Raw genomic sequence first — 24558 nt, 5'->3', positions numbered from 1 at the left:
TGGCCGCCATATCGCGGCTTCGCCAACTATGACACCATGTCCTTGATTTCGTTAGGCGACGGTCGCCTGATTGTGAATTCGGGAAAGCCGAACAATGCTGAAGCTCGAATCCGCCGCCGCCTTCGTCGCCGTCGCGGAATCCGGTTCGATCACCGAAGCGGCCCGGCGCATGGCGCTGTCGAAATCGGTCGTCAGCGAGCGGCTGTCGGAACTTGAGCGCAGCCTCGGCACGAAGCTGCTCGACCGCACGACGCGCAAATTGTCCATCACCGAGGCGGGGCGCGGTTTTTACGAACGCGCCAAGCGCATCATGCAGGAAGTGGCCGATGCCAGCGCTGAAATCGCCGAGCGCCGGGGCGAACTTGCCGGTCCGCTCAGGATAGCGGCGCCGACCAGTTTCGGCGTCCTGCATCTCGGCCCGGCGCTGTATGGCTTCCTGGCCAAGCATCCGGGGATCGAACTGACGCTCGATCTCGACGACCGCTTCGTCAGCATAGTGGCCAATGGCTATGACGCCATCCTGCGTCACGGGCCGGTCGTCGATGACGGGCCTGTCATCGTCAAGAAACTGGCTTCCAGCCGCCGCTCTCTGGTGGCTTCGCCGGACTATCTCGAGCGGTTCGGACGGCCCGGGACGATCGAAGACCTGAAACGGCACAAGGGCATCATCTATTCCATCCGAGGTGCCGCCGACTGGCAGTTCAAGATTTCGCGGCGGCTGGTGACGATCCGCCCGGAAACCGCGCTGCGCGTCAACAATGGGATTTTGATGCGCGACGCGGCGCTTGCCGGCCTGGGCCTGGCGCTGCTCCCCGCCTACTTCACCCGCACCGAGATCGCCGACAAGCGATTGACGGTCGTCGATGTGGGCGCGGAGCCTGAAGGAGCCACCATCTATATCGCCTGGCCCGAGGATCGGCGCGGATCCGCCAAACTGCGCGCGCTTACCGCATGGCTGCGCGACGCTTTCGGCGATCCGCCCTATTGGGAGCATGAGCCGGCGCTCATTTCGCATCGTGAAAAATGATGCCGACGGTATGGCGCATGCCTGAGCGCAGGCGGCTGACGCCGTGGCGCAGGTTGACGCGGTAATTGCCTTTCGTGCCCTGCACCGGCCGGTTGTGGACCGCGAAAGCCACGGCATCGCCCTGGCGCAGGGGCACCACCTCGACCCGGCTCTGCATGCGCGGCCGCTGTTCGGTCAGCGCGAATTCGCCGCCGGTGAAATCCTCGCCCGGTTCGGAAAGCAGGATCGCCACCTGCAGCGGGAAGGCGAGGTCGCCGTAGAGGTCCTGGTGCAGGCAGTTGAAGTCGCCGGGCACATATTGCAGCAAGAGCGGCGTCGGCCTGACCTGACCGGCGGCATGGCACTGTTCGAGAAACGCTGCATGCGTGCTGGGGTAGCGCATGGCGATCCCCATGCGCTCGTTCCACCGGTTGGCGACCTCGGCCAGCCTTGGATAGAGCGCGCCGCGCAGGCCGCCGATGAGATCGGGCAAGGGATAGCGGAAATAACGGTATTCGCCCTTGCCGAAGCCATGCCTGGCCATGTGAATGTGGCTGCGGAAATGCTGCTCCTGGGGGTAGAGGCCGGCGAGCTGCCGGCACTCTTGCGGGGACAGCAGCTTTTCCATCACCGCGCAGCCGAAGCCGTCGAGCTCGGCCGTGAGTGCCGGCCAGTCATAGGCGGTCATGCGTGTCTCGGCGGCTTCGACCAGCGATGGTGCAACCCTGGCGTCGGCGTTCATATCGCGGCCTCCCTTTCCAGCAAGGCGCGCTTGCGTTCGATCCCCCAGCGGTAGCCGGACAGCGAGCCGTCGGCGCGCAGCACGCGGTGGCAGGGAATGCCGAGCGCTATGGCGTTGGCGGCACAGGCCGTCGCCACGGCGCGGGCGCCGTCCGGCATGCCAAGGCGCCGGGCAAGGGCGGTGTAGGTGGTGGTGGCGCCGCACGGGATCGTGCGCAGCACCGCCCACACGCGCTGCTGGAAGGGCGTGCCGTGACGCATGTCGAGCGGCAGATCGAGACCGGCTCCGGGCGTTTCGATAAAGCGAATTGTCGCCGCGAGATCGTCGCGCAGGCCGGCCGCGTCTTCGAGCAGCACCCTGGCGGGGAAGCGGTTGGCGAGATCCTGCCGCAACGTGCCGGCGTCGGCGCCGATGAGGATGGCGCGGACGCCTACGGGGCTGCGCGCCACGAGGATGTTTCCAAGCGCGCACTGGCCGATGGCATAGGTGATGGTGTCGAGGGCTACGCCGGCGGCTGTCGCCGGCATATGGGTTTGCATGTGGTTCATTGCCTTCACTCCTTGTTGTGCCTGCACCCTAGCGATCTGGCCGCTGCCGCTCACTCCGATGCTTGCTTTCAAATTGAAGTCTCAGCTCACGAGCGCTCACCACGACCGCCGAGTAGAGCGCTAAGTGTATCTAAGCGACACGCGTGACGGACACTTCGCCGAGCACGAACACTTCGCCTGATATCAACCGCAGCTCGAACTCACCGCTCGCCGTGCGGCCCCACTCGGCCTTGCCATCCTCGACCAGCTCTCCCATGGCGGCCATCACCAGCGTCTTCGCGTCCTCTCTACTGACGGCAGCGCCGTTAGCGATCTGGCTGTTCGCACCGGTGGTGGCAGACCTGGCCATCGCGCGCATTGCCGAATCCTCGTCAAGCCCGCGAAGGCCGGCCGGCTTCGCGGTCGAGCAGCGCGCGTTTGCGCTCCGCGCCCCAGGCATAGCCCGACAGGGTGCCGTTCTTCCTGATCACGCGGTGGCAGGGAATAGCGACCGCAAGGGTGTTGGCCGCACAAGCGGCGGCGATTGCGCGGGTCGCCTTCGGCGCGCCGATACGCCGCGCGATCTCGGCGTAGGAGACGGTGCGGCCGGCCGGGATGTCCCGCAAGGCTTGCCAGACGCGCTGCTGGAACGCGGTGCCGCGCACGTCGAGCGGCAGGTCGAGACCGAGCGCCGGCGCCTCGACGAAGCCGACGACGCGGGCGACGAGCGCCTCGTAGTCGCTGTCGCCGCCGACCAGCCGTGCCTTGGGGAAACGGTCCTGCAGGTCGCGCACCAGCGCGTCGGGATCCTGGCCAAGCAGGATCGAGGCGACGCCGTTGCGGCTCGAGGCGACCAGGATGGTGCCCAGTGACGTTTCGCCGACTGCGAAACGGATCTCCTCAGTGGCGCCGCCGGCACGGTAGCGCGTCGGCGTCATGCCGAGCATGCCGGTCGATTTTTCGTAGAAACGCCCGGACGAATTGAAGCCGGCATCGTAGATCGCCGATGTCACGCTGGCGCCATCTTCCAGGCCCTGGCGGACCCGGGCGGCACGCTGGGCCGCTGCATAGTCTTTCGGCGTCAGCCCGGTGACTGCCTTGAAAACGCGGTGGAAATAGCCGGGGCTGCGGCCGGCGGCATCAGCCAGTTCGGCGAGCGACGGTTCCGCCTCGCTCGCCTCGATCCTGCGGCAGGCATCGGCGACCATCGCGGCGTTGGCGGCCTCGAGCGAAGGGCCGTCCGGATTGCAGCGCCGGCATGGGCGAAAGCCTGTCGCCTTCGCCGCCTGTAAAGTGTCGTGCAATTGGATATTGGCGGGGTTGGCGCGCCGCGACGGACAGGACGGCCGGCAATAGACGCCGGTCGTCGCCACCGAATACCAGAATGCGCCGTCGGCCGACTTGTCGCGTGCCGCGATGCGCGCCCAGCGCGGATCGTGGGCCACCGGCAGCGGCGCGGGTTGCAGATGTTTGGCCAGGGTGATGAACATAGTCCATTGAAGCCGCCAAAAGCCGGCCTCGCCACCCGTTTCCTGACAACTGCCGGAGGGGCAGCGTGATTGAGGTCAAAATGTCGTATCTAGGCGCAGCTCTTCCCAAATTGGGAATTTCCCTTGTTCCCGATTTGGGAATTCGCTATATTGGGAGCCGTGCAAATCATCGCCAAGAAAGCGCTGAAGGACTTTTGGGCCAAGCACCATCAGGCCGAAGCGCCTTTGACAGCCTGGTATATTGCTGTCGGAAGTGCCGATTGGAAGACTCCGGCCGACATCAAGGATGCATTCGGAACGACCGTCGATTTCGTGGGGGACAACCGCGTCATTTTTGACATTGGCGGCAACAAGTACCGGTTGATCGTCCACGTCGCCTACAAATTTCACCGGGTCCTGATCAAATTCGTCGGGACACATAAAGAGTATGACAAAATTGATCCGGAGAAGGTGTGATGGAGAACATCCGACCTGTTAAGACCGAAGCCGATTACGATTGGGCGATCGCCGAAATCACCAAATACTTCGAGAATGAGCCGGAGATCGGCTCACCCGACGGTGATCGCTTCGACGTTCTCGCAACTCTGATCGAGGCTTATGAGGATAAGCACTATCCAATTCAAGCACCCGATCCCGTGGAAGCCATTCATTCGCACATGCAATTGTTCAACCTGCCGCGAAAGGCTTTGGCCGAGGTGATCGGATCGTCGCCTCGGGCGACCGAGGTGCTGAACAGAAGGCGCGCCCTTACCCTCGACATGATCTTCAAACTGAACAAGGAATGGAACATTCCCGCCGAAATCCTCGTGCAACCCTATCACCTCGCGAATGAAAAGGGCGGCAAGCGCGCCTAAGCTCTCCATGCGCTTGCCGACAGGACCGGCTCCTACGCCGCGCGTTTGGGCTCCACCGCGAACGGGCTGAGCCCGAGCCAGGTCTGCATCTTCCTGCCGATGGCCTGGTCGCCGGTCAGGACGACCTTCGCGCCGGCCTTTTCGACGGTGAGCACTCCCATCCAGATCGCCGTCATCGTGTGCAGGTCGGTCGAGACATAGAGGTCTACGTCGAAGCCCGGATCGTACCAGCACAGGTCGACTTCACCGTGCTTTTCGACGATCAGCCACCAGGAGCGTTTGGAGGCGGGGAGTTCCTGATACAGAAATTGTATCACCGTGCGTCCCTCGGGCAGCGGCGAGGGGTTCAGGTTGCGCCGCATGTCCCACATCAGCAGCGACGGATCGAGGTTCTTCAGGGACAGCCTGGATTCGACCCATTTCTGGCCCCAGAAGCCCATCGCCTCGACGACCGGACGCAGATCGCGGCCGGCCTCGGTCAGCCGGTAATCGAAAATCCCTTTTTCTCCCTGGACCTCCTTGCGCTCGACGATCCCCGCCAGCTCAAGCTCCTTCAGCCGTTGCGACAGAAGGGTCGGCGACATTTTCGGCACGCCGCGGCGCAGGTCGTTGAAGCGGGTCGACCCCGCCACGAGCTCGCGCATCAGCACCATCGTCCAGCGGGTGCACAGCACCTCGGCGGCCATCGATAGCGGGCAGAACTGTTTGTATCCGTGCTGGGTCATGGCTGTGCCTCTCCCTCGAACCTTGGGAGAACATTAGCCCTTCGCGATTGAGGCGGCGAGTACAGAAACTGTACCGGCCCAGTACAGATCGCGGACTGGCTGGCGCGGGCCTTGCCATGCGAGCCCTTTGGCCGGTGCACGGGATACCCCTGTGCGCCGCAACCAGGAGACCACAATGACTGCTTACGTTATCGCCGACATCAAGATGAGAGATCCGAAATGGGTCCCGGCCTATGCCGCCTCGGTGCACGACCTCGTCCACAAGCATGGCGGCAAATATCTGTCGCGCAGCGGCAATGTGAAGACGCTCGAAGGCAAGCCGCTCGACACCACGCTGATCGCCCTAATGGCGTTCCCGTCGGAAGCGGCGGCGCGCGCCTTCACCAACGATCCGGCCTACGCGCCCTTCGTTTCGGCCCGCCAGGACGGCAGCGACAGCCGTTTCCAGCTGATCGACGACACCGATCTGGCAGGAACGATCCCGTATCTGCCGAAAGGATGACCGGCATTCGCCGCGTCGTTTTCGGGATCTCCAAGCAGCAACAGACACGGCGCTTGCCCGTCGCGCCGCCGTATTGCCGGCGGCCGGCCAGCCGTGCTTTTTCAACAGGAATGGAATGGATATGAAATCAAACTTTCGCAACGGGCTTCTCATGGCGGGGGCCATGCTGGCCGTCTGCACGACCTTTGCCCAGGCGCATCAGGAAGCGGCGGCGGGCGCGCCGGATGCCAGTCCGCTGGCCGAGAAGGTGCGAGCCGCCAACAGCCGGTTTCTCGACGTCAACGCCGCGACGGCGGAAGGCTATGCGCCTATTCCCTGCGCCAGCGGCATCACCGGCGGCGCCATGGGCATCCACTATGTCAATGGCGGGTATCTGAAGGACGACAAGATCGACATCGCCCGTCCCGAAGCGGTGATGTACGAGCCGATGGCCGACGGCACGCTGAGGCTGGTGGCGGTTGAATACATCGCCTCCAAGGGGCCGGCTTCGCTCGAGGGACAGCTGTTCAACTTCAACAGCGCGCCCAACCGCTATGGCCTGGGTGAATTCTACGAGCTGCATGTCTGGGCCTGGAAAGGCAACCCGACCGGCACGTTCGCCGACATGAACCCGAAAGTGTCATGCGAGCACGCGATGGCGCCGAGCCAGTAACCGGCACGGCCAGGCGGCGCCAATGCCGCCTGGCCGTTGTCCGAAAGTTCCTGTCGACCCCATGAAATCAGCGATGCGGGCGTAGCAGACGGCTCTTGCTGCCTTGGACGAAGCCAGACAGGCTGATCATCGCGATGCCGTTTCGGGCAGCGGCAGTTCCATCCCGGCGCTGTCCCGGCTCGCCCGCGGCAGAACGAAACGTCCGGCCAGGTACCACAGCACGGACACGACAAGGACGGAAAGGTAGCCGTCCACGGCATAGTGCCAGCCGGTATAGACCGAACCGAACAGGATAAACGCCGCGAAGGACCAGCCGGCAAACGCCCACCGGCGACCGAAACCGCTCAGAAAGAACGCGTTGAGCGTGGCGAAGGCGACATGCATGCTTGGCATGGCGGAAATGCCGCCGCCAAGTTCCGGCCGTTTGCTTTCGAAGGCGGCAAGCAGATAGTTGGCATAGGTATGAACCGGCGCGGCATAGCTGTTGTGCGCCAGAGCATCCCGCAATGCGCCAAATCGGTCGCCGCCATAGAACTGGTCGTGGAATATCGGACCCGTGAACGACAACAACGTGGCCAGGACCGTGCCGCACACGATCGTGGTCAGCGCCAGCGCCCAGAGATAACGCAGACGCCCTGCCGGGTTGTTCCAGAAGGCGACGAACAGCAAAGTGCCGAACCATTGCACGTGCCAACCGTATCCGTAGCCCAAGAAAACGACGGCCGAGACGGATTCGGGAACGACGCTGTGCGCCCATGCCCAGGGGTCGGCGCCATGCAACCCAAGATCAAGTTCCGCCAGCATGCCGTCGGCGTAGAATGGCACGAAGTCCGGGATGGAGATCTTGAAGGTGGTGAAGGCTGTAATACCGAGAAAGGACAGCAGGATCACCGGTGCGGCGCCCAGCCAGCGCTGCCTGATCGTGTCGAGCATGAACCTGGTTGGGTTTTGCCTGGAGAATGTCAGCGCCACCAGGCCGAGGCCAGCAGCAAACAGCGCGGGCAGGAAGAAAGCGAACGGCTGGACGTAGGATTGGGCCAGGTGCAGGTACCGGTCCGGCGCGACGCAAAGCGCGGCCAGGGCGTAGGCCAGGCACATGGCCGTCAGCAGCCAGCCGCTCCTGGTGGTCGCGATGTCCAGGTCAGGAACGGCAAGGGTGCGGCCATCGCCGTCCCTGTGCCCGGTGTACGCACTCATCGAAGACATCCCGCCAGTTGCCCAGGTTTTCCGAATCTTGTCTATAACGCGAAGTATTACCGCCCGGTTACACCTTGGAGGAAGGCTCTTTCAAGCATCTGACGGATATAATTCTTCCATTTTCCTCAAGGAATTGTTCACGAAGACGTCGATGAAATGCGGCAGTGTCGATGATTGCCTGTTCCGCCGGAAACGCTGCCGCGCCTCCGCCGCGGTCGAAGAGGGCATCGTTTGTCTGACATTCCGACCCCTCCGCTGCCCGGTAACTGTTTCTTCTCTGGTTTTGCCGCAGATTGCGGGTGGGGTGGAGCAGGCGAAACGGACGATGGCGGGTCACGGCAAGAAAAGTCGCAACGGAGCGTTCTGGGCCAAGGCCCTGGAGAGCGCCGATCTTGGCGTCTGGGATTGGAATCTTCGCACCGGCGACTGCTTCTATTCGGCGACCTGGGCGCGGATGCTGGGGTACGAGGAGGGCGAACTCGCCAATACCAGCGACCTGTGGCTGCAACTGACCCATCCCGACGACCGGGAACGGGCGCAGGCCAGCGGCGACCGCCACATTGCCGGGCTGACCGACGCTATCGAGACCGAACTCAGGCTCAAGCACAAGCAGGGCCATTGGATATGGGTGCTCGACCGCGGCGGCATCGTCGAGCGCGACGCCGACGGCAAGCCGCTCAGGCTGATGGGCGTGCAGACCGACATCTCGAAGCAGAAGGCGGCCGAAGCCGCGCTCGAACAGGTCAATATCCGCTTTCGCCTGGCGCTCGCCGCCAGCGGCAGCGGCATCTGGCACTACGACATCGCCACCAACAAGAGCTATTGGGACGCGCGCACAAGGGAGATATTCGGCCTCGTCGCCGTGACCGATGAGGTGACGGCCGATCTCTGGCACAGCTACCTGCATCCCGACGACAAGGACGCCGCCGAACGCGCGCACAGGGTGCCGTTGGAAACCGACGGCGTCATCGCCGCGCAATACCGCATTATCAAGCGCGACGGCCAGATCCGCCATGTCGAATCGCTGCTGCGCTTCGTCGCCGCGGCGGGCGCGGCCGGCCTGGTTCTCGGCACGGTGCGCGACATCACCGAGGACAAGGTGCGCGAACAGGAACTGGCCTTCGCCGCCCGTCACGACGCATTGACCGGACTGTGGAATCGCACCGCTTTCGACAGGCTGCTCGCCGGCCAAATCGCCACCGGCGCGTCTCTGGCGGTGTTCTACATCGATCTCGACTACTTCAAGGCGCTCAACGATTTCGCCGGCCATGCCGCGGGCGATCTGGCGCTGAAGAGCGTCGCGGCGGGTATTGGCCGTTGCTTGCCGCCGTCGGCGCACGCGGCGCGGCTCGGCGGCGACGAGTTCGCGCTGATGGTGCCCGATTGCGATGCCGTGCAAGCCGAACAGCTGGCCGGCGCCATCCTGGCGGCCGTGCGCGACGCCGATCTCGGCCTTGCCGCGACGTCACGCCAGCTGGCGGCCAGCATCGGCATCGCCATCGTCCGCGACCGTGTCACCACGGTTGCCGACGCCCTGGCCTGCGCCGACGATGCCTGCTACGCGGCCAAGGCCGCCGGGCGCGATCGCTTCGCGCTGTTTTCGACCGATGCCGTCTCCGGTTCGGGCGGCCTCAATGCCGCACGGCTCGCCGCCGACACGGTCGACGCCATGGACGACGGCAGGCTGAAACTGTTCGGCCAGGAGATCCACCAGCTAGGCAGGCCCTGGGAAGAGAGCCGCCATGTCGAGGTGCTGGCGCGGCTTGACGGAAAGACCGGCCGGCTGATCCCGCCCGGCGAATTCATACCGGCGGCGGAGCGCTTCGGCGTTGCCGCCCGGCTCGACCGCTGGATCATCCGCACCGCGCTGTCGCGGCACGGCGCGGCGATGAAATCCGGCGCGATCACGCTCGGCTTCAACCTGTCGGCGCAGACGCTGAGCGATCCCGGGCTGTGGGACTTCGTCGACAGCATCATCGAGGAAACCGGGGCGCCGCATTCGGGCATCGGCTTCGAGATCACCGAAACCGCCGCCGTCACCAATTTCGATGCCGCCGAAACCTTCGTGCGCAAGGCGCGCGAGCGGCGCTGCAAGGTCAGCCTCGACGATTTCGGCGCCGGCATGAGCTCGTTCGAATATCTCAGGCGCTTTCCGGTCGATGCCATCAAGATCGACGGCTCGTTCATCGAGCACGTCACGGAAAGCCGCTTCGACCGCGAGATCGTGCTGGCCATCGCCAGCATTGCCCGCAGCCTCGGTTGCGCCGTCGTGGCCGAGAAGATCGAGCGGCAGGACACAGTGGCCATGCTGGGCGATATGGGCGTCGAGTTCGGCCAGGGCTTCCTGCTGCACCGGCCCGAACCGCTGGAGCGGATCGTGGCGCGCGCGGGGCAAATGGCGGGCGGCGCATCGAGTCGCAAGGCGTCCTGACGGACAACTCGCATGTCGCCGAAAGCGGCCTGGATAACGACATTCGTGAAGACTTGATGCGCGTAGCCCGAATCCGCTCAGCGCGGCGGGTTTTGTTCAGCCGTGTCGGCGCGCCGCCGCTCGGGGAAATTCCAGCACCCCGGGTTCCGGCTTCCTATGCTGTGCTTCCGCCACCGTCTCGATCAACAGATCGAGGGCCTCGCATGTCGAACGGCTCGTCTCGTCATTGCCGCGCAGATAGTGGTAGGCGCGTTCGAGATGAAGACGGGCGGCTGAAAAATCACTGGTCAATGGTCCCTCCATGATACCGCCCTAATGTATCTTGGCCGGCCTGGCGCAATTTGAGGTAAATATCCACAAGCGCCTTTTATTCAAATGCCGGCGGATGCCTCGCGGCTGGCGGCGGCACGTCGTGTCAGGAGTGGCGGCGCCGCGGCCTTGCGCGGTCTGGCGGCGCGCCTACAACTTCTGATTTTATGCAAGTCATTGTCCCATGCATTAGACTGCGCTCTTTTGTCCGAGGTGAAATCGATGATCGTCCAGGCCTGCATCAACGGCGCGCGCCCGCGCGATTTCCATCCCAGGCTGCCGCTGACGGCGCAAGCGATGGCCGGCGATGCGGCTTCCTGCGTCGCCGCGGGTGCCGCCGAACTGCACATTCATCCGCGCGGCGCCGACGGGCGCGAAAGCCTGGCGGCGGTGGATATGACGGTGCTTGCCGTGCGCCAGGCCTGTCCGGGTACATTGATCGGTGTGTCGACCGGCGCATGGATCGAGAACGATGTGGCGCGGACCCGCGCGGCGATCGCGGCCTGGCGCGAGCTGCCCGACTATGCCTCGGTCAATCTCTCGGAGCCCGACGCACCCGAGGTGATGGAACTGTTGCGTAAACAGGGCATCGGCATCGAGGCGGGGCTTGCCACGACGGATGATGCGGAGCGCTTCGTGGCGCTTGCCGATCATAGCAGGGTGCTGCGCATCCTGATCGAGATCGACATACCGGACCTGCCTACAGCCCTCGACGAGGCGCGCGGCATCGCCTCCGTGCTCGAACGCGCGGGCGTGCGGCGGCAGATCCTGCTGCACGGCGTCGACGGCACAGTCTGGCCGTTCGTGGATCTTGCCCGGCAAAAGCGCTGGTCGACACGGGTCGGGCTGGAGGACGGCAATACGCTGAGCGATGGAACGGTGGCGAGGGACAATGCCGAGATCGTGGCCGCGGCCGCCGCGAACTTCCGCTCCACGAGTATGAGCTGAACCTTGTCAGGCCGCGCCGCCGGCGAACTCGGTGATGCCCGCCATTCGCGCAGCAAACCCATGTCGCCTGACGAACAGCTGAAATAAGGCCACATTCGAGGGCGAGGGGAGATGTCCAACTGTTTCGGAGCTCTCGCATGTCGCTGTCCGGCACGACAACCCGCTATGGACGCCTCGCCCAGGCATTTCATTGGCTGACGGCACTGCTGGTGCTCATTGCATTCCTGGTCTCGGCGGGTGGCCCTCCGGAGCGGGTCTATTCAGCGGCCAGGGCGCCCACGCTGCTGCTGCACGAGTCGCTCGGCTTTACCGTTTTCTGCTTGCTGGTCATTCGCCTGGTCTGGCGCCGGTTCGATCGCATTCCCGAGGCGCCGGCCATGCCTGCCTGGATGGAGGTCGCCTCGAAGGCAACGCATTGGGCGCTCTATGCGCTGCTGTTCGCGGTTCCGGCGACAGCCATGGTCGGCGCCTTGTTCGGCGGCCACCCGGTCACCGTCTATGGGTTGGGCGCGATCGGTCCGTTTTCCGGCACCTGGGGCGCGCCGCTGGCGGAGATCCACGGCACGCTCGGCGATATCATGATGTGGCTCGCTGGCCTGCACGCGGCCGCTGCCATTTTCCATCACGTCTTCCTTCGCGACCGGGTGCTGAGCCAGATGCTGCCGGGCCTGCCCGATCCATCGTCCGGGCAGGGCGGCTGAACGCGGTCAGTCGAGGATGATGCGGATCGCCTGGTCGACCACCGGGTGCAGGCCACTGGCCTGGAAGGAGAGGCGGTTGCCGGAACCGACATTGCTGGTCATGGCGATGGTGAGGTCCGTCTCGGGATCGTGCAGCATGACGGCGACATAACCCGGAATGCTGCCCTGGTGGCCGTAGAAGGCGCGGTCGGCATAGGCGCTCTGGAACATGCCCGCGCCGGCCTCGCGCATGCGGGTGCCTGGAAAGCTCGCCGGCACGCGGTGTTCGAACATCTCGGCGAAGAACGGCGGTGACAACAGCTGCCCAGAAAACAGGCCGCGCATGAAACCCACCATGTCGGATGGCGTCGATACCATGTCGCCGCAGCCATAGGCGGCGCCGAACGGGAAGGAGTCGGACGAGTCCTGCAGCTCGTCGGAATAGGGCAGCACGCCGTCCATGCGCCACATCTCGCCGCCCGAGGCGATGTCGGTGGGCGCGTTCGGCGCCGGCGGCGGCCGGTGGTAATAGCCGCGCACCATCGACTTTTCCGGAAACGCTTCGGTCGCCGGCGACCAGGTGTTCTTCAGGCCGAGCCGCTCGAGGATCGCGCTTCTGACATAGGCGCCCAGCGGCTGGCCGGTGAGGGCCTCGATCACCATGCCGGCCAGGACATAGCCGGTGTTGTTGTAGACGGCTGGCCCGCCCGGCGCCTTCTGCTCGTCGGAGGCAAAGGCGATGTCGACCAGCTGCCGCGGCGTCCACTGCCGGCCCGGGTCCATCGGAATGTAGTATTCGAACTCCGGCAGGCCGCTGCGGTGGTTGATCAACTGGCGCACTGAAATATCGCCGGCGCCCGGCAGGTCCGGGAACCAGGATGAGATCGGCGCGCCGAGATCGAGCTTGCCGGTCTCGGCGAGCTTGACCAGGGCGGCGGCGACGAAGGTCTTGGTGCAGCTGCCGATCTTGAACAGCTGGTCTGGCGTGACCGATGTGCCATGCGCGCGGTCGGCGAGGCCGGCGGTAAGGGCGGTCGGCGTTGAGTCACCCTTGGCGTAGGCCAGCGAGGCACCCACCGCGCCGTCGGCAAGGTAGCTGTTTAGGAGGGAGGTCAGGTTTTTTGGCATGATGGTCTCGCTTTCCTTTTTCCTTCTCCCCTTGTGGGGCCCGAAGGGCGGGCGAGGCCCGTGACTCGCCCAGGGCGGTGGATCGGCGCGCAGCGCCGAGACGGTTGAGGGGTGTTCCAGCGGAGTGGGGCGTTGGCGTTCCCTGGAACACCCCTCATCCGACCGAGATCGTTTCTTCTCCACAAGCGAAAGGGAGTTTCTTTCATCCTCACGGCCCTTCGCTATGGCTCCGGGCGTTCCAGCCCTTTGAAAGGTCCACTGGACCTTTCAATTTGCCTCCGGCAAACCGGGCTCTCACCCCGCAAGGGGAGAAGAGAAGAGAAGGGAAGGGCAGCCCAGCCCTACTCCGCCATATCGACGGCGGCGAAATTCTGCCGGCCGAAGGGGTCGAGCACGTAGTTGAGCACGCTTTTGCGGATCGGGATCGCCACCATCGAATGGGCGATCGGCGCCACCGGCACCTCGGCCTTCAGGATCGCTTGCGCCTTCCCATAGATCGCCGCGCGCTCCTTGGGGTCGGCGGCGACGCGGCCATCGTCAAGCAGTTTCTCGAAATCCCTATCGCACCAGCGCGAGCGGTTGGAGCCGCCTTTCACGCCATCGCAGGAGAGGAGATAGCTCAGCATGTTGTCGGGGTCGCCATTGTCGCTGCTGCCGCCGAGCAGGAAGGTGTCCTGTTCGCCCGCCGCGGTGCGCTTGAGATATTCGCCCCATTCGAAGCTGACGATCTCCGAGCGCACGCCGACCTTGGCCCAGTCCGCCTGGATCATCTCGGCCATGCGCTTGGCGTTGGGGTTATAGGGGCGCGACACCGGCATCGCCCACAGGCTGACCTTGAGGCCGCTTTCGTGGCCGGCTTCCTTCAGCAGTTTCTTCGCCCCATCGGGATCATAGTCGATGCCGGCATCGGTGACGGCGCCGAGCTGCGCCGGCGGCACGACGCTGCCGGCCACCGTGCCGGCGCCGGCGTAGACGGCATCGACGATCGCCTTGCGGTCGATGGCCTTGGCCAGTGCCGTGCGCACGCGCACGTCGCCCAGCGGCTGGTGCTCGACATTGAAGCCGAGGATGCCGATGTTCTGGCCCTTGAGGTCGAGAACCGTGATGTCGGGATCGCCGCGCAGGTCGGCGACAGCACTTGGCGGCGGCGGTGCGGCGACCTGGCATTCATTGGCCTTGATGCGCTCGACGCGAGTGGTCGGCTCGGGCGTGACGGCGAAGACCAGCGTGTCGATCTTCGGCGCACCGCGCCAGTAATCCTTGTTGGCGGCGTAGCGGACCTGGCTGTCGGGCACGTAGGCCTGAAGCACGAAAGGCCCGGTGCCGACCGGCATGCTGTCGATCAGCTCCGGCGTGCCGGCCGCGACCATCCTTTGCGTCTGCTCCAGCGACAGGATCGAGAGATAGTCGAGCGCCAGCCCGGCCAGGAAGGTGACATTGGCTGCCGTCAGCGTGAAGCGCACCGTGTAGTCGTCGACCTTGTCTATTCTGTCGATCAGCGTGCCCATGCCCAACGCGTTGAAGTACTCGTAAGAGCCGCCGCCGAGCTTGTGGTAGGGATTGTTGGCGTCGCGCTGGCGGTTGAAAGTGTAGAGCACGTCGTCGGCATCGAAGTCGCGCGAGGGCGAAAAATGTTCGTTCGACTGAAACTTCACGCCGTGCCTGAGATGGAAGGTGTAGGTCTTGCCATCCGACGAGACATCCCAGCTTTCGGCGAGCGCCGGCCCGACCTCAGTCGTGCCCGGCTTGAACTCAACCAGCCGGTTGAAGATCGTCTTGGCGGCGGCGTCCATGGTGGAATCGGCGATGCCGATCGCCGGGTTGAAGGTCTCGGGGTTGGCTTCCGAGCAATAGACCAGTGTCTTGGCAAAGGCCTGTCCGCCGAGAAGGACGGATGAGGCCAGCAGGGACGTGGCCAGAAGAGACGTGGCCAGAAGGGACGGGGCAAGCACTGTGCGCAGAACGGTGGATTTCATCGCAAACGCTCCTGATGACACTTTACGGGTTGAGGGAAGGGCTGAAATTCATGGGGTCGCCGCCGGGACAAGAAAGCGATCAGGCGCCAGCGCCCCGGCGGTGACGCCGAGCGCCGTGACATCCCCCGGGATGGACTGCCCGCGCAGCAGCGCCGCGCTCAGCCTGGCCAAGGTCAGCGAAACCTGGAAACCGTAGCCGCCCTGGCCGCCGAGCCAGAAGAAGCCGGGCAGGCGCGGGTCGAAGCCGGCGACCGGCGTGCGGTCGGGCGCGAAGGTGCGCAGGCCCGCCCATGGTGTCGACGGACGGCCTATGCGCATCGACGTCGCCTGTTCGATGCGGTCGACGGCGATGGCGACGTCGAGGTCTTCCGGCCAGGCGTCGCAAGGTTCGGAATCCGTCTCGTCGGCGAGGGAACCGATCAGCCTGCCGGCATCGGGCTTGAAGTAGAACTGCTCGTGCAGGTCGACCACCAGCGGCCAGCCGGCGATATCCATCCCGGCGGGCGGATCGAACAGGAAGGCGGTGCGCCGTTTGGGCTGGAAGCCGAGGCCCGGCAGCCCCGCCATCCCGGCGACGACATCGACCCAGGCGCCGGCGGCGTTGACCACGATGTCGGCCGAGTAGACGCCGGCGCTCGTTTCAACCCGAAAAGCGCGGCCGTCGCGTGATATGGCGCGGACCTCCTCGCCGGTGCGGATGATGCCGCCGCGGGCCTTGAGCGACGAGGCGCTGGACCCCAGCATCTTGCCGGTGTCGACATCCACCGCGTCCGGCTCATAGACGCCGCCGCAGGTGGTTTGCCTGGCAATGACCGGAACCAGCCCGTGGAGCTCGGCCGCCGACAGACGGCGTACGCTCGGCACCAGCGCCTGCAATTCATGAGCCAGCCGGTCGATGGCGGCATCGTCGCCGACCCAGCCGACGTGCAGCGCGCCACGCCGATGGGCGACGAAACCGCCCTCGACAATCGCCTGCCGGCTGGCCAGCGTCAGCCCGCGCACCAGCCGGTTGCCATAGGTCTCGGTGAACAGAGCGGCGGAGCGGCCGCTGGCGTGGTAGCCGAGATGCGGTTCGCGCTCGATGACGGTGACATCGGCCCAGTCCGCCACCTCGGCGGCAAGGGAGAGACCGGCGATGCCGCCGCCGATGACGATGATCTTGGTGGGAGAATCCGACTGCATCCATCAGTCGTAAAAATAATTTCGTATCCAGTCAATATTTAGCGTATAAGAAAATCATTGATGTTGTTGATGGCCCGCTCGAGTTCGACTACCTAGGGTGAACCCCGCGGTAGTGACGTGCCGCCGCTTCATGGAGCTGACAATGTCGGAGCAACCGAATCTCGGTGATTGTCTGCGTGCCCTGAGAAAAAGACATGGCTGGACCTTGCAGGAGGTCAGCTCTCTCACCGGCGTCGCGGTGTCGACGTTGTCCAAGGTCGAGAACGACCAGATGTCGCTGAGCTACGACAAGCTTTTACAGATCTGCGAAGGGCTCGGCATCCATGTGACGGAGCTGCTCAGCGGCGACCGCAAGCAGCCGGCGGCGCGCACCCGCCGTTCGGTGACCTCGCAGTCCAACACACTGCGCCAGCTGACCCGCAACTACGACTACCGGTATCTCGCCACCGATCTCGTGCGCAAGCGCATGGTGCCGATCCACGCCTATGCACGCGCCCGCACGCCGGAAGAGTTCGGTCCGCTGACCCGGCATGCCGGCGAGGAGTTCCTGATCGTGCTCAAGGGCGAGATCGAATTGCACACCGACCAATACGCGCCGGTGCGGCTGAAAGCGGGCGAGAGCGTCTACATCGATTCCACCATGGACCATGCCTATCTCTCGGTGGGCGAGGGCGACGCCGAAATGCTGTGCGTCTGCTCCGGCGACGAGCCCGACATGGAAGGCACGCTGCTCTCCGTGCTGGAGACGGTGGAGGGGTAGGGCGCGGCTCACCGCGCAAGTTTTCTGCAGCTCGATTCAGGCTTTCTCGTTCGAACCGCGCGGCGAAACCGGCTATAGGGACCGCTGAAACCGTGGCTCTCGCCAATCTGAAAAGGAAATCCGATGAGTGTAGAAAAGACAGCCGTCATCGTGGCCGGCGGCAGCGGCATGGGCGCGGCGGCGGCAAAGCGCCTGGCGGCGGATGGGTTCAAGGTGGCGATCCTGTCTTCGTCCGGCAAGGGCGAGGCGCTGGCCAAGGAGCTTGGCGGGCTCGGCGTCACCGGCTCCAACCAGTCGAACGACGACCTGCAGCGTCTCGCCGACCTCACGTTGGAGCGCTATGGCCGCATCGACGTGCTGGTCAACAGCGGCGGCCATGGGCCGCGCGCGCCGATCCTGGAGATCACGGACGAGCAGTGGCACACCGGCATGGATGTCTACCTGATGAATGTCATCCGGCCGGTGCGCATCATGGCGCCGCAGATGGTCAAGCAGAAGGGCGGCGCCATCATCAACATCTCGACGGCCTGGGTGGCCGAGCCGAGCGCGATGTTCCCGACCTCGGCCGTGTTCCGGGCCGGCCTTGCCGCCTACGCCAAGATTTTCGCCAACACCTATGCGGCCGACAATGTGCGCATGAACAATGTGCTGCCCGGCTGGATCGACAGCCTGCCCGCCACCGAAGAGCGCCGCGACAACGTGCCGATGCAACGCTACGGGACGAGCGAGGAGATCGCCGCGACCATTGCTTTTTTGGCTTCGGAAGGGGCCGGGTACATCACCGGGCAGAATATCCGGGTGGATGGGGGCGTCATCCGGGCGCTGTGAGAGGCGGCTGGCTTCAGTCCGATACCTCTCGGATTAGTCTAGCCGAAGCCCTCCCTCCCTTCGTCATCCTAGGGCGTAGCAAGGAGCGAAGCGACGCGGCGCAGACCCTAGGATCCATGCCGCGACGTGGGCCGAAAAAATACGGCGAACGAGGATAGTCCCCGGATGGGTTGGCGGTTACCGTCAACGCATGACCGGCTATGTTTACATGACCGCGAGCCAGAAGGGCGGCACCATCTACATCGGTGTCACCAACGATCTCGGTCGCCGCATGCCGGAGCACAAATCCGGCGAAGGTTCGCGCTTCACCAGGCGCTACGGTGTGCAGCGGTTGGTCTGGTACGAGGAATATTTCGACATTCGTGACGCCATTCAACGCGAGAAATCGCTGAAGCGCTGGTCGCGACAATGGAAGATCGAACTAATCGAGAAGACCAATCCGGAATGGTTCGAGCTGTTTCGCGGAACAGGTTGGTAGCGGTTTGATGGCGTTTCGTCGGAGTTTGGAGCCAGGTTCGGCACCGTTTTTATCCGTCGCAAGCGTCGCGGCATGGATCCTAGGGTCTGCGCCGCGTCGCTTCGCTCCTTGCTCCGCCCTAGGATGCCGAAGCGAGGGAGGGATTCGGCTAGTCGCCAGTCAACCAGCGACCCACTATGGCGGGGCTTCCCAGTTCACCGCGACCGCTTCGCCGTCTGATCCGCATCCGTCAGCGTCTGCAGAAACGCCACGATGTCGTCGATCTCGGTGTCGTTGAGCGCCGGCTTGTCGCCGGGTTTCTTGCCGTTGAAGGGTGGGTCTTGGTTGAGATTTCCCCAGTAAGCCTTTGGCAAATCGTCGTATTGCCTCACCATGCCGTCTGCATTCCTGGGATACCAGTGGCCGGGGTCGGTGTCGCGGCTGGCGTAGAAGGCGACGGCGTCGCGCAGCGTGTGGAAGTAGCCGTTGTGGAAGAAACTCTTGCGCAGCGCGACGTTGCGCAGCGTCGGTGTCTTGAACAGGCCGCAATAGCCGGTGCGGCCGTGAAAATCGGTGCGCAGCGGGCCGCACAGGCCGAGATCGGCATAGGCGGGGTCGGCGTTGGCCGGGATGGCCGGATTGCGCGGCACGGCGATGGCGATTAGGCCGAAGTCGGTGAACTGCGGCGGCTCGCCGTCATTGGCGGGTTCGCTGAGGTGGCAGGAGGCGCAATTGCCTTTCGCCTCGTCCTCGAACAGGGCGCGGCCGCGCCGTTCCTGCGCCGACAATGTCGCCTTGCCGGCGAGGAAGGCGTCGTAGCGGCTGGAATAGGGGTAGAAATCGGCGGCGCTCTGCTCGAACGTGCCGAGCGCCTCGGCGGCGGCGTCGAAGGCGTCGCCCGGGCGGTCGAAGACATCGTTGCCGAAGTTTGCCTTGAACTCGTCGGCATAGGCCGATTTACGCAGGGCGGCGGTGACAGCCCCCGCATCCTTGTTGGCCATCTCGAAGGGCGAGAGCAGGGGGATTTTCGCCTGATCCTTGCCGTGGTCGGCGCGGCCGTCCCAGGTCAGGCCGCCGGTCGGACCGTTGTCGACGCTCTCGTCGCCTTCGTCGTCGGAATCGTAAAAATGCTCGGTGAAGGCGGGAGCGGCCTGGAGATAGCGCAGAGAGGGCACCGCGCGCACACCGGGCTGGTCGAGGTTCGGGCCGCCCATCTCGACCGGCGTGGCCGAGGCCGGTCCGAAAGCATGGCGCGGATCATGGCAGGACGAGCAGGCCTGCCTGCCCGAGGCCGACAGCGCCGGGTCGAAGAACATTTTTCGCCCCAAGGCGGTCAGCGCCTCGGCGCGCGCGAAAGCTTGCGCGCGCGATAGCGGACCGGGATGGACGCCATCCGCCGTATTCGCGGGCGCGGCAAAGCCAAAGGTCGAGATCGCGGCAATCGCGATCATCAGGCTTTTCCATCGTCTCGTCGTCTTTTTCATCGTCCCGTCGTCATGGGAATGGTCCGCTTTGGCCCGGAAATAGGAATGGAGTGCAACGGATTGATGACCGGCTCCAGTGCTCACGAAACCGTGTTCGCCGCGGCGGCGGATGTCACAAAGGTGACAAGGCATCCACGTTAGCTGCCCCTATGGTTCCCGCGCCCCTCCAGCCACAGTCAAGCCACGAGGTCTTCCGATGACGAGGCTCAAACTCCTCACTTCCTTCTGCCTGGCCGGCTCGGCCCTGCTTCCCCTCGCGGTCAATGCCGCCCCTCCCGGCTTCGACAAGATCGACACTGTCGTCGTCATCTATGCCGAGAACCGCAGCTTCGATAATCTCTATGGCGGCTTCCCCGGCGCCAACGGGCTGGCCAATGTCTCGGCCGACCAGGCGCGCCAGCTCGACCGCGACGGCAAGCCGCTGGCCGAACTGCCGCCGGCCTGGGGCGGGCTGACCGGAAAGGGCGTCACGCCCGTGGTGACGGAGGCTGAGACCGCGCACCTCGCCAACGCTGCCTTCGCCATTGACGATCCCAAGGGCTTCAACGAAGGCACCAACGTCATCACCCATGATCTGTGGCACCGCTTCTACCAGGAGCAGATGCAGATCGACGGCGGCAAGAACGACAAATTCGTTGCCTGGGCCGATTCCGGCGGCCTGGTCATGGGGCACTATGATGGCTCCATCCTGCCGATGTGGCAGGTCGCGAAGAAGTATGTGCTGGCCGACAATTTCTTCCAGGGCGCCTTCGGCGGCTCCTTCCTCAACCATTTCCAGCTCGCCTGCGCCTGTACACCGGTCTACCCCCACGCCGACACCAGCCCGATTAAGGGCCAGATCGCCGTGGTCGAGGCCGATGGCACAACCTTGAAGGTCGCTGACAATTCGCCGGCCTCGGCACTCGGCGGCGTACCGAAATTCGTCAATGACGGCGCCATCACGCCCGACTTCCATGCCGTCAACACCATGCAGCCGCCCTATCAACCGAGCGCCAACAAGCCGGCCGAGGGCAGCGACAAGGCGCTGGCCGACCCGGCCGCGCCCACCACGCTGCCGCCGCAGCACGACATCACCATCGGCGATCTGCTGTCGCTGAAGGGGGTGAGCTGGGCCTGGTATGCCGGCGCCTGGCAGGCAACGCTGGACGGCAAGAACGCGACGCCGGTGCCGAACTTCCAGTTCCACCACCAGCCGTTCAACTATTTTGCCGCCTACGCGCCCGGCACCCCCGCGCGCACCGAGCATCTGAGGGACGGCGGCCTGAATGGCGCCGAGTTCATCAAGGCGATCGACGACGGCAAGCTGCCGGCGGTGAGTTTCTACAAGCCGCAGGGCAATCTCAACGAACATGGCGGCTATGCCGACGTGGCCAGCGGCGACCAGCATCTGGCCGACCTCATTTCGCATCTGGAGAAGAGCCCGCAATGGGGCCACATGCTGGTGGTCGTCACCTATGACGAGAATGGCGGCTTCTGGGATCATGTCGCGCCGCCCAAGGCCGACCGCTGGGGCCCGGGCAACCGCATCCCGGCCTTCATCGTCTCGCCCTATGCCAGGATGGGCACGGTCGACCACACGCAATACGACACGACATCGATCCTGCGCTTCATCACCGCGCGCTACGACCTGCCGGTACTGACCGGCATCGTTGCCCGCGACAAGGCGCTGGCCGCCAATGGCGAGCCGCCGATGGGGGATCTGAGCGCGGCGCTGGACCTCAGCCGGTAGGCCGAGCGAACCACGGATATGCCGCCGCGCCGCAGGGCGCGGTGGCCTTCTCAGCCGCCATTCACAAGCGCAAGAATGAGCTTCTGCAGATTGCCGCCCTGGCCGAGTTCGACGCGGTCGAAATCGCGGCTTGCCTGGCGCTGCGCCTGCGAGAGTGCGGACAGGCGCTTGGTCATCTCGACCCGGATCTTGCTGCATTTTGGGTCGTCGGGAACGGTCAGGCCCACTGTCGCCGCCTCGATCTTGCGCGCCATGTCGACAATGCTCGCGCCGTGCACCTTTTCGTGGGCGCTGACACCGGCGAGGAAAACCTCCCAGTTCTTCTGGATGGCGGAGGGCAGCGGCGATGAGGGGCTGGGCAAGGTATAGGTGATGATGAGCTTGGGCTTCGCCGAAACCAGCACGCAGGCTCCGGCATGCGCCTGATAATCCCTGGTCCAGGTCAGCTTGAAATTGGTGTGGGCGATGGCGCGGGCAATGCCGGCATTCGGCCCGTTCTCGCCGATCGACCGGTAGAGCTCCAGCCCGGACTGGCCTGAAATGGCATAGGTCTCGACCTTCTCGACCGGCTTCCATTCGGCCTGCGCGGCGAGCGGCGAGGCCACCAGGGCGGCTGTCACAAGACACAGGCGAATACAAGCTCTCGACACCAAGGCGCCCCGCACATGCAATGCCATTCAACGCCTTTTCCTATATGCTGCCGGCGGGTGCTGCAAATGCCCGAAGGGGGAAGTCATGAAAAGATATGTCGTTGCCGCCGGAGCCTTGGCGGCATTGCTTGGCGCGCAGCCAGCCTTTGCCGCGTCCTGCGGCTGGAGCGCGAAGATGGAAGAAGACGAGGGCGGCAGCGTGCTGACGGCTTCCGTCTGCGGCGGGCCGAAAGGCGACGCGCATCTGATGCTGACCTGCTTCGACAATCCGGTTCTGAGCTACGACCTGGGTGCCAGCGGCCAGCAACTGGAACCGGGCATCAGCGGTTCGTTCGACTTCAAGGCCGATGGCAAGACGGTGACGAAGACGCTGCAACTGGAGGCCATGTACAATGATTTCGTGGTCGATCTCGCCAAGGCCGATCCGCTGCTCGACCTGCTGCGCTCGAATGGGGACGTGTCGGTCAGCGCGGCCAAATATGGCGCTATCAACTTTCCGCTGAAGGGATCGAGCGCGGCCATCGGCAAGGTGCTGGCGCAGTGCGGCAAGGCCAGGCCTGCAGGGGACGGGGATTGATCGGTGGTGCTGTGCGGCAGCGGTGGCGGCTATAGTTGCTAGCCCATTGTCACATCCAATTTCGCGAGCGGTGACGCCCCTTCCTTCTCCCCTTGTGGGAGCAGGTGGATCGGCGCGTAGCGCCGAGACGGATGAGGGGTGCCGAAAGAAATAATCCGTTGATAATTCAGTGTAATGTGGTGTCGCGAGAAGCATGTTGCCAAGCTGGAATACCCCTCATCCGACCTCCCTTCGCGAGGCCACCTTCCCCCACACAAGGGGGAAGGGGGAGCTGAACCTTGCCGCTGGGGACGGCCGTATCTCATCCGCTATGGCCAACATCCAATTATGAAGGCTTGGGCTTCACCGCCAGCTACAAGAAGAGCCTTTAGCGGACGCCAGCACGCTGTCGCCGGTTCCGGCTGTAACGGCGACTGGCGTATAGCGGAAGCCTTTCAGGCACTATTCAAATCGCCCGGCAAACCGGATATAGGTCAGTCAGGTTGACCTATAAAAAAACGTCGGGGAGGCATGTCTTGACCCTTTTGAACCTGTTGGCTTCGCGCTCGTCGCGTATGAAGGCGTCGGAAATCCGCGAGCTGCTGAAGCTGCTCGACCAGCCCGACATCATTTCATTCGCCGGCGGCATTCCCGATCCGTCGCTGTTTCCGTCCGACGCCATCCGCGGTGCCTATGGCGATGTGCTGGGCGGCGCGGAAGCCGGGGCGGCCCTGCAGTACCAGGTTTCGGAAGGCTATCTGCCGCTGCGGCGCTGGCTTGCCGGGCAGATGGGCAAGCTCGGCATTGCCTGCGACGAGGCCAACATCTTCATCACCTCCGGCTCGCAACAGGCGCTGGATTATCTCGGCAAGCTGTTCCTGTCGCCGGGCGATACCGCGCTGGTGACATGGCCGACCTATCTCGGCGCGCTGCAGGCCTTCAACGCCTACGAGCCGCGCTACGACCGGCTGCGGCCCGAAGGCGGCAACATGACACCGGCGGCCTACCACACCGCTGCCGCCGCCAATGGCGGGCGGATGAAATTCGCCTATCTGGTGCCCGACTTCGCCAACCCGACCGGCTCCACGCTGGACCGAAAGCAGCGCGAGGCCGTGCTCGACCTTGCCGGCGAGCTCGACATCGCCGTCATCGAGGACGCCGCCTATCGGGCGCTGCGCTATGACGGCGAGGGTGTGCCGCCGATCCTGGCGCTCGACTGCGCGCGCCCCGGCGGCATCGACAAGGCGCGCACGCTCTATTGCGGCTCGTTTTCGAAAATCCTGTCGCCGGGCATGCGCGTCGGCTGGGTCTGCGCGCCGCGCCACGTGGTCGAAAAACTGGTGCTGATGAAGCAGGCTTCGGACCTGCACAGCCCGTCGGTCAACCAGATGGTGATGCACCGCGTCGCCGAATCCGTGTTCGACAGCCAGGTGGAAAAACTCATCGGCGCCTATCGCGAGCGCCGCGACGGCCTGCTTGGCGCGCTGGAAGCCAACATGCCGGACGGCGTGAGCTGGAGCCGCCCGGAAGGCGGCATGTTCGTCTGGGTGACGCTGCCGGAAGGCACCGATGCCACGGAACTCCTGGCGCGGTCGGTGAAGGAGGCGCGCGTCGCCTTCGTGCCCGGCAATGCCTTCTACGCCGACGGCACCGGCCGCAACACGCTGCGGCTGTCGTTCACGCTGGCCGACCGTCGCGCGGTGAGCGAGGGCATTCCACGGCTGGCGGCGCTGGCCAAGGGTTAG

Annotated in this window: 26 protein-coding genes; 14 read left to right on the top strand and 12 right to left on the bottom strand. The window is 64.6% G+C overall.

What is annotated here, in order from left to right; genetic code table 11:
• Positions 1 to 94 precede the first annotated feature (94 nt).
• Positions 95 to 1027 carry a LysR family transcriptional regulator gene (locus FJ960_RS10700; protein WP_140713769.1) on the top strand — a complete coding sequence of 311 codons (933 nt, stop codon included), beginning with the start codon at positions 95 to 97 and terminating at the stop codon, positions 1025 to 1027.
• Here FJ960_RS10700 and FJ960_RS10695 read toward each other — a convergent pair.
• From FJ960_RS10695 to ada, 4 genes are all read right to left on the bottom strand, one after another.
• The gene (locus FJ960_RS10695; protein ID WP_140713767.1) at positions 1005 to 1748 is read right to left on the bottom strand and encodes a 2OG-Fe(II) oxygenase; all 744 of its coding nucleotides are present in this window, start codon (positions 1746 to 1748) and stop codon (positions 1005 to 1007) included. The two genes, FJ960_RS10700 and FJ960_RS10695, sit on opposite strands and share 23 nt — an antisense overlap.
• A complete protein-coding gene (locus tag FJ960_RS10690; RefSeq protein ID WP_140713765.1) occupies positions 1745 to 2296 on the bottom strand; it encodes a methylated-DNA--[protein]-cysteine S-methyltransferase in 552 nt (183 codons plus the stop codon). Before FJ960_RS10690 ends, FJ960_RS10695 begins: the two co-directional genes overlap by 4 nt.
• 130 nt (positions 2297 to 2426) lie before the next feature.
• The gene (locus FJ960_RS10685) at positions 2427 to 2645 is read right to left on the bottom strand and encodes a hypothetical protein (protein ID WP_246672705.1); all 219 of its coding nucleotides are present in this window, start codon (positions 2643 to 2645) and stop codon (positions 2427 to 2429) included.
• A 22-nt stretch (positions 2646 to 2667) separates the two neighbouring features.
• Positions 2668 to 3765, bottom strand: coding sequence for a bifunctional DNA-binding transcriptional regulator/O6-methylguanine-DNA methyltransferase Ada (ada, locus tag FJ960_RS10680; protein ID WP_140713761.1), 1098 nt, complete (start codon positions 3763 to 3765; stop codon positions 2668 to 2670).
• Positions 3766 to 3924: 159 nt separating this feature from the next.
• Between ada and FJ960_RS10675 the strand changes: the two genes are divergently transcribed.
• Together FJ960_RS10675 and FJ960_RS10670 are read left to right on the top strand one after the other, a co-directional pair.
• Entirely contained in the window at positions 3925 to 4221 is a 297-nt protein-coding gene (locus FJ960_RS10675; protein WP_140713759.1) for a type II toxin-antitoxin system HigB family toxin, read from the top strand.
• Positions 4221 to 4619: a type II toxin-antitoxin system HigA family antitoxin gene (locus FJ960_RS10670; RefSeq protein WP_140713757.1), complete on the top strand. Its 399-nt coding sequence runs from the start codon at positions 4221 to 4223 to the stop codon at positions 4617 to 4619. The genes FJ960_RS10675 and FJ960_RS10670 overlap by 1 nt, the downstream gene beginning before the upstream one ends.
• 32 nt (positions 4620 to 4651) lie before the next feature.
• Here FJ960_RS10670 and FJ960_RS10665 read toward each other — a convergent pair whose 3' ends face one another.
• Positions 4652 to 5344: a helix-turn-helix domain-containing protein gene (locus FJ960_RS10665; RefSeq protein WP_140713755.1), complete on the bottom strand. Its 693-nt coding sequence runs from the start codon at positions 5342 to 5344 to the stop codon at positions 4652 to 4654.
• Positions 5345 to 5519: 175 nt separating this feature from the next.
• Between FJ960_RS10665 and FJ960_RS10660 the strand changes: the two genes are divergently transcribed.
• Complete coding sequence (locus FJ960_RS10660; RefSeq protein WP_140713753.1) at positions 5520 to 5846, top strand: DUF1330 domain-containing protein; 327 nt, start codon at positions 5520 to 5522, stop codon at positions 5844 to 5846.
• A gap of 115 nt (positions 5847 to 5961) precedes the next feature.
• The gene (locus tag FJ960_RS10655; RefSeq protein ID WP_181166681.1) at positions 5962 to 6498 is read left to right on the top strand and encodes a hypothetical protein; all 537 of its coding nucleotides are present in this window, start codon (positions 5962 to 5964) and stop codon (positions 6496 to 6498) included.
• Positions 6499 to 6624: 126 nt separating this feature from the next.
• Here FJ960_RS10655 and FJ960_RS10650 read toward each other — a convergent pair whose 3' ends face one another.
• The gene (locus tag FJ960_RS10650; RefSeq protein WP_140713751.1) at positions 6625 to 7695 is read right to left on the bottom strand and encodes a phosphatase PAP2 family protein; all 1071 of its coding nucleotides are present in this window, start codon (positions 7693 to 7695) and stop codon (positions 6625 to 6627) included.
• Between the two features lie 325 nt (positions 7696 to 8020).
• On the opposite strand from FJ960_RS10650, the gene FJ960_RS10645 reads away from it, so the two are divergent.
• Positions 8021 to 10126 carry an EAL domain-containing protein gene (locus FJ960_RS10645; RefSeq protein ID WP_140713749.1) on the top strand — a complete coding sequence of 702 codons (2106 nt, stop codon included), beginning with the start codon at positions 8021 to 8023 and terminating at the stop codon, positions 10124 to 10126.
• A gap of 96 nt (positions 10127 to 10222) precedes the next feature.
• Here the strand turns inward: FJ960_RS10645 and FJ960_RS10640 are convergent, their stop codons facing one another.
• The gene (locus FJ960_RS10640; RefSeq protein ID WP_181166682.1) at positions 10223 to 10417 is read right to left on the bottom strand and encodes a hypothetical protein; all 195 of its coding nucleotides are present in this window, start codon (positions 10415 to 10417) and stop codon (positions 10223 to 10225) included.
• A gap of 240 nt (positions 10418 to 10657) precedes the next feature.
• On the opposite strand from FJ960_RS10640, the gene FJ960_RS10635 reads away from it, so the two are divergent.
• Complete coding sequence (locus tag FJ960_RS10635; protein ID WP_140713747.1) at positions 10658 to 11383, top strand: 3-keto-5-aminohexanoate cleavage protein; 726 nt, start codon at positions 10658 to 10660, stop codon at positions 11381 to 11383.
• A 137-nt stretch (positions 11384 to 11520) separates the two neighbouring features.
• Complete coding sequence (locus FJ960_RS10630) at positions 11521 to 12084, top strand: cytochrome b (protein WP_140713746.1); 564 nt, start codon at positions 11521 to 11523, stop codon at positions 12082 to 12084.
• A gap of 6 nt (positions 12085 to 12090) precedes the next feature.
• Here FJ960_RS10630 and FJ960_RS10625 read toward each other — a convergent pair whose 3' ends face one another.
• The 3 genes from FJ960_RS10625 to FJ960_RS10615 form a co-directional block, all read right to left on the bottom strand.
• On the bottom strand, positions 12091 to 13191 hold the full coding sequence (locus FJ960_RS10625; protein ID WP_140713744.1) for a serine hydrolase domain-containing protein: 1101 nt from the start codon (positions 13189 to 13191) through the stop codon (positions 12091 to 12093).
• Positions 13192 to 13532: 341 nt separating this feature from the next.
• A complete protein-coding gene (locus FJ960_RS10620) occupies positions 13533 to 15167 on the bottom strand; it encodes an ABC transporter substrate-binding protein (RefSeq protein ID WP_140713742.1) in 1635 nt (544 codons plus the stop codon).
• A gap of 48 nt (positions 15168 to 15215) precedes the next feature.
• On the bottom strand, positions 15216 to 16349 hold the full coding sequence (locus FJ960_RS10615) for an FAD-binding oxidoreductase (RefSeq protein ID WP_140713740.1): 1134 nt from the start codon (positions 16347 to 16349) through the stop codon (positions 15216 to 15218).
• A gap of 142 nt (positions 16350 to 16491) precedes the next feature.
• On the opposite strand from FJ960_RS10615, the gene FJ960_RS10610 reads away from it, so the two are divergent.
• The 3 genes from FJ960_RS10610 (at position 16492) to FJ960_RS10600 (ending at position 18415) form a co-directional block, all read left to right on the top strand.
• The gene (locus tag FJ960_RS10610; RefSeq protein WP_140713738.1) at positions 16492 to 17109 is read left to right on the top strand and encodes an XRE family transcriptional regulator; all 618 of its coding nucleotides are present in this window, start codon (positions 16492 to 16494) and stop codon (positions 17107 to 17109) included.
• A gap of 123 nt (positions 17110 to 17232) precedes the next feature.
• The gene (locus FJ960_RS10605; RefSeq protein ID WP_140713736.1) at positions 17233 to 17937 is read left to right on the top strand and encodes an SDR family oxidoreductase; all 705 of its coding nucleotides are present in this window, start codon (positions 17233 to 17235) and stop codon (positions 17935 to 17937) included.
• A gap of 190 nt (positions 17938 to 18127) precedes the next feature.
• Positions 18128 to 18415: a GIY-YIG nuclease family protein gene (locus tag FJ960_RS10600; protein WP_140713734.1), complete on the top strand. Its 288-nt coding sequence runs from the start codon at positions 18128 to 18130 to the stop codon at positions 18413 to 18415.
• 194 nt (positions 18416 to 18609) lie between these two features.
• Here the strand turns inward: FJ960_RS10600 and FJ960_RS10595 are convergent, their stop codons facing one another.
• Complete coding sequence (locus FJ960_RS10595) at positions 18610 to 19845, bottom strand: cytochrome-c peroxidase (protein WP_140713732.1); 1236 nt, start codon at positions 19843 to 19845, stop codon at positions 18610 to 18612.
• A 229-nt stretch (positions 19846 to 20074) separates the two neighbouring features.
• Here FJ960_RS10595 and FJ960_RS10590 point away from each other — a divergent pair, with 229 nt between their 5' ends.
• Complete coding sequence (locus tag FJ960_RS10590) at positions 20075 to 21607, top strand: acid phosphatase (RefSeq protein WP_140713730.1); 1533 nt, start codon at positions 20075 to 20077, stop codon at positions 21605 to 21607.
• A gap of 50 nt (positions 21608 to 21657) precedes the next feature.
• On the opposite strand, the gene FJ960_RS10585 is transcribed toward FJ960_RS10590, so the two are convergent.
• Positions 21658 to 22284 (bottom strand): DUF922 domain-containing Zn-dependent protease, encoded by a 627-nt coding sequence (locus FJ960_RS10585; RefSeq protein WP_140713728.1) that lies wholly within the window; start codon positions 22282 to 22284, stop codon positions 21658 to 21660.
• Positions 22285 to 22342: 58 nt separating this feature from the next.
• On the opposite strand from FJ960_RS10585, the gene FJ960_RS10580 reads away from it, so the two are divergent.
• Both FJ960_RS10580 and FJ960_RS10575 read left to right on the top strand, forming a co-directional pair.
• A complete protein-coding gene (locus FJ960_RS10580) occupies positions 22343 to 22834 on the top strand; it encodes a hypothetical protein (protein ID WP_246672703.1) in 492 nt (163 codons plus the stop codon).
• A 554-nt stretch (positions 22835 to 23388) separates the two neighbouring features.
• Positions 23389 to 24558: a PLP-dependent aminotransferase family protein gene (locus FJ960_RS10575; RefSeq protein WP_181174207.1), complete on the top strand. Its 1170-nt coding sequence runs from the start codon at positions 23389 to 23391 to the stop codon at positions 24556 to 24558.

The organism is Mesorhizobium sp. B2-3-11 (assembly GCF_006442215.1).
In the GTDB taxonomy this organism is placed as follows: Bacteria; Pseudomonadota; Alphaproteobacteria; order Rhizobiales; family Rhizobiaceae; genus Mesorhizobium; species Mesorhizobium salmacidum.
The sequence above is the reverse complement of the archived record's forward strand: the minus strand, read 5'-3'. Positions and strand labels throughout refer to the sequence as shown.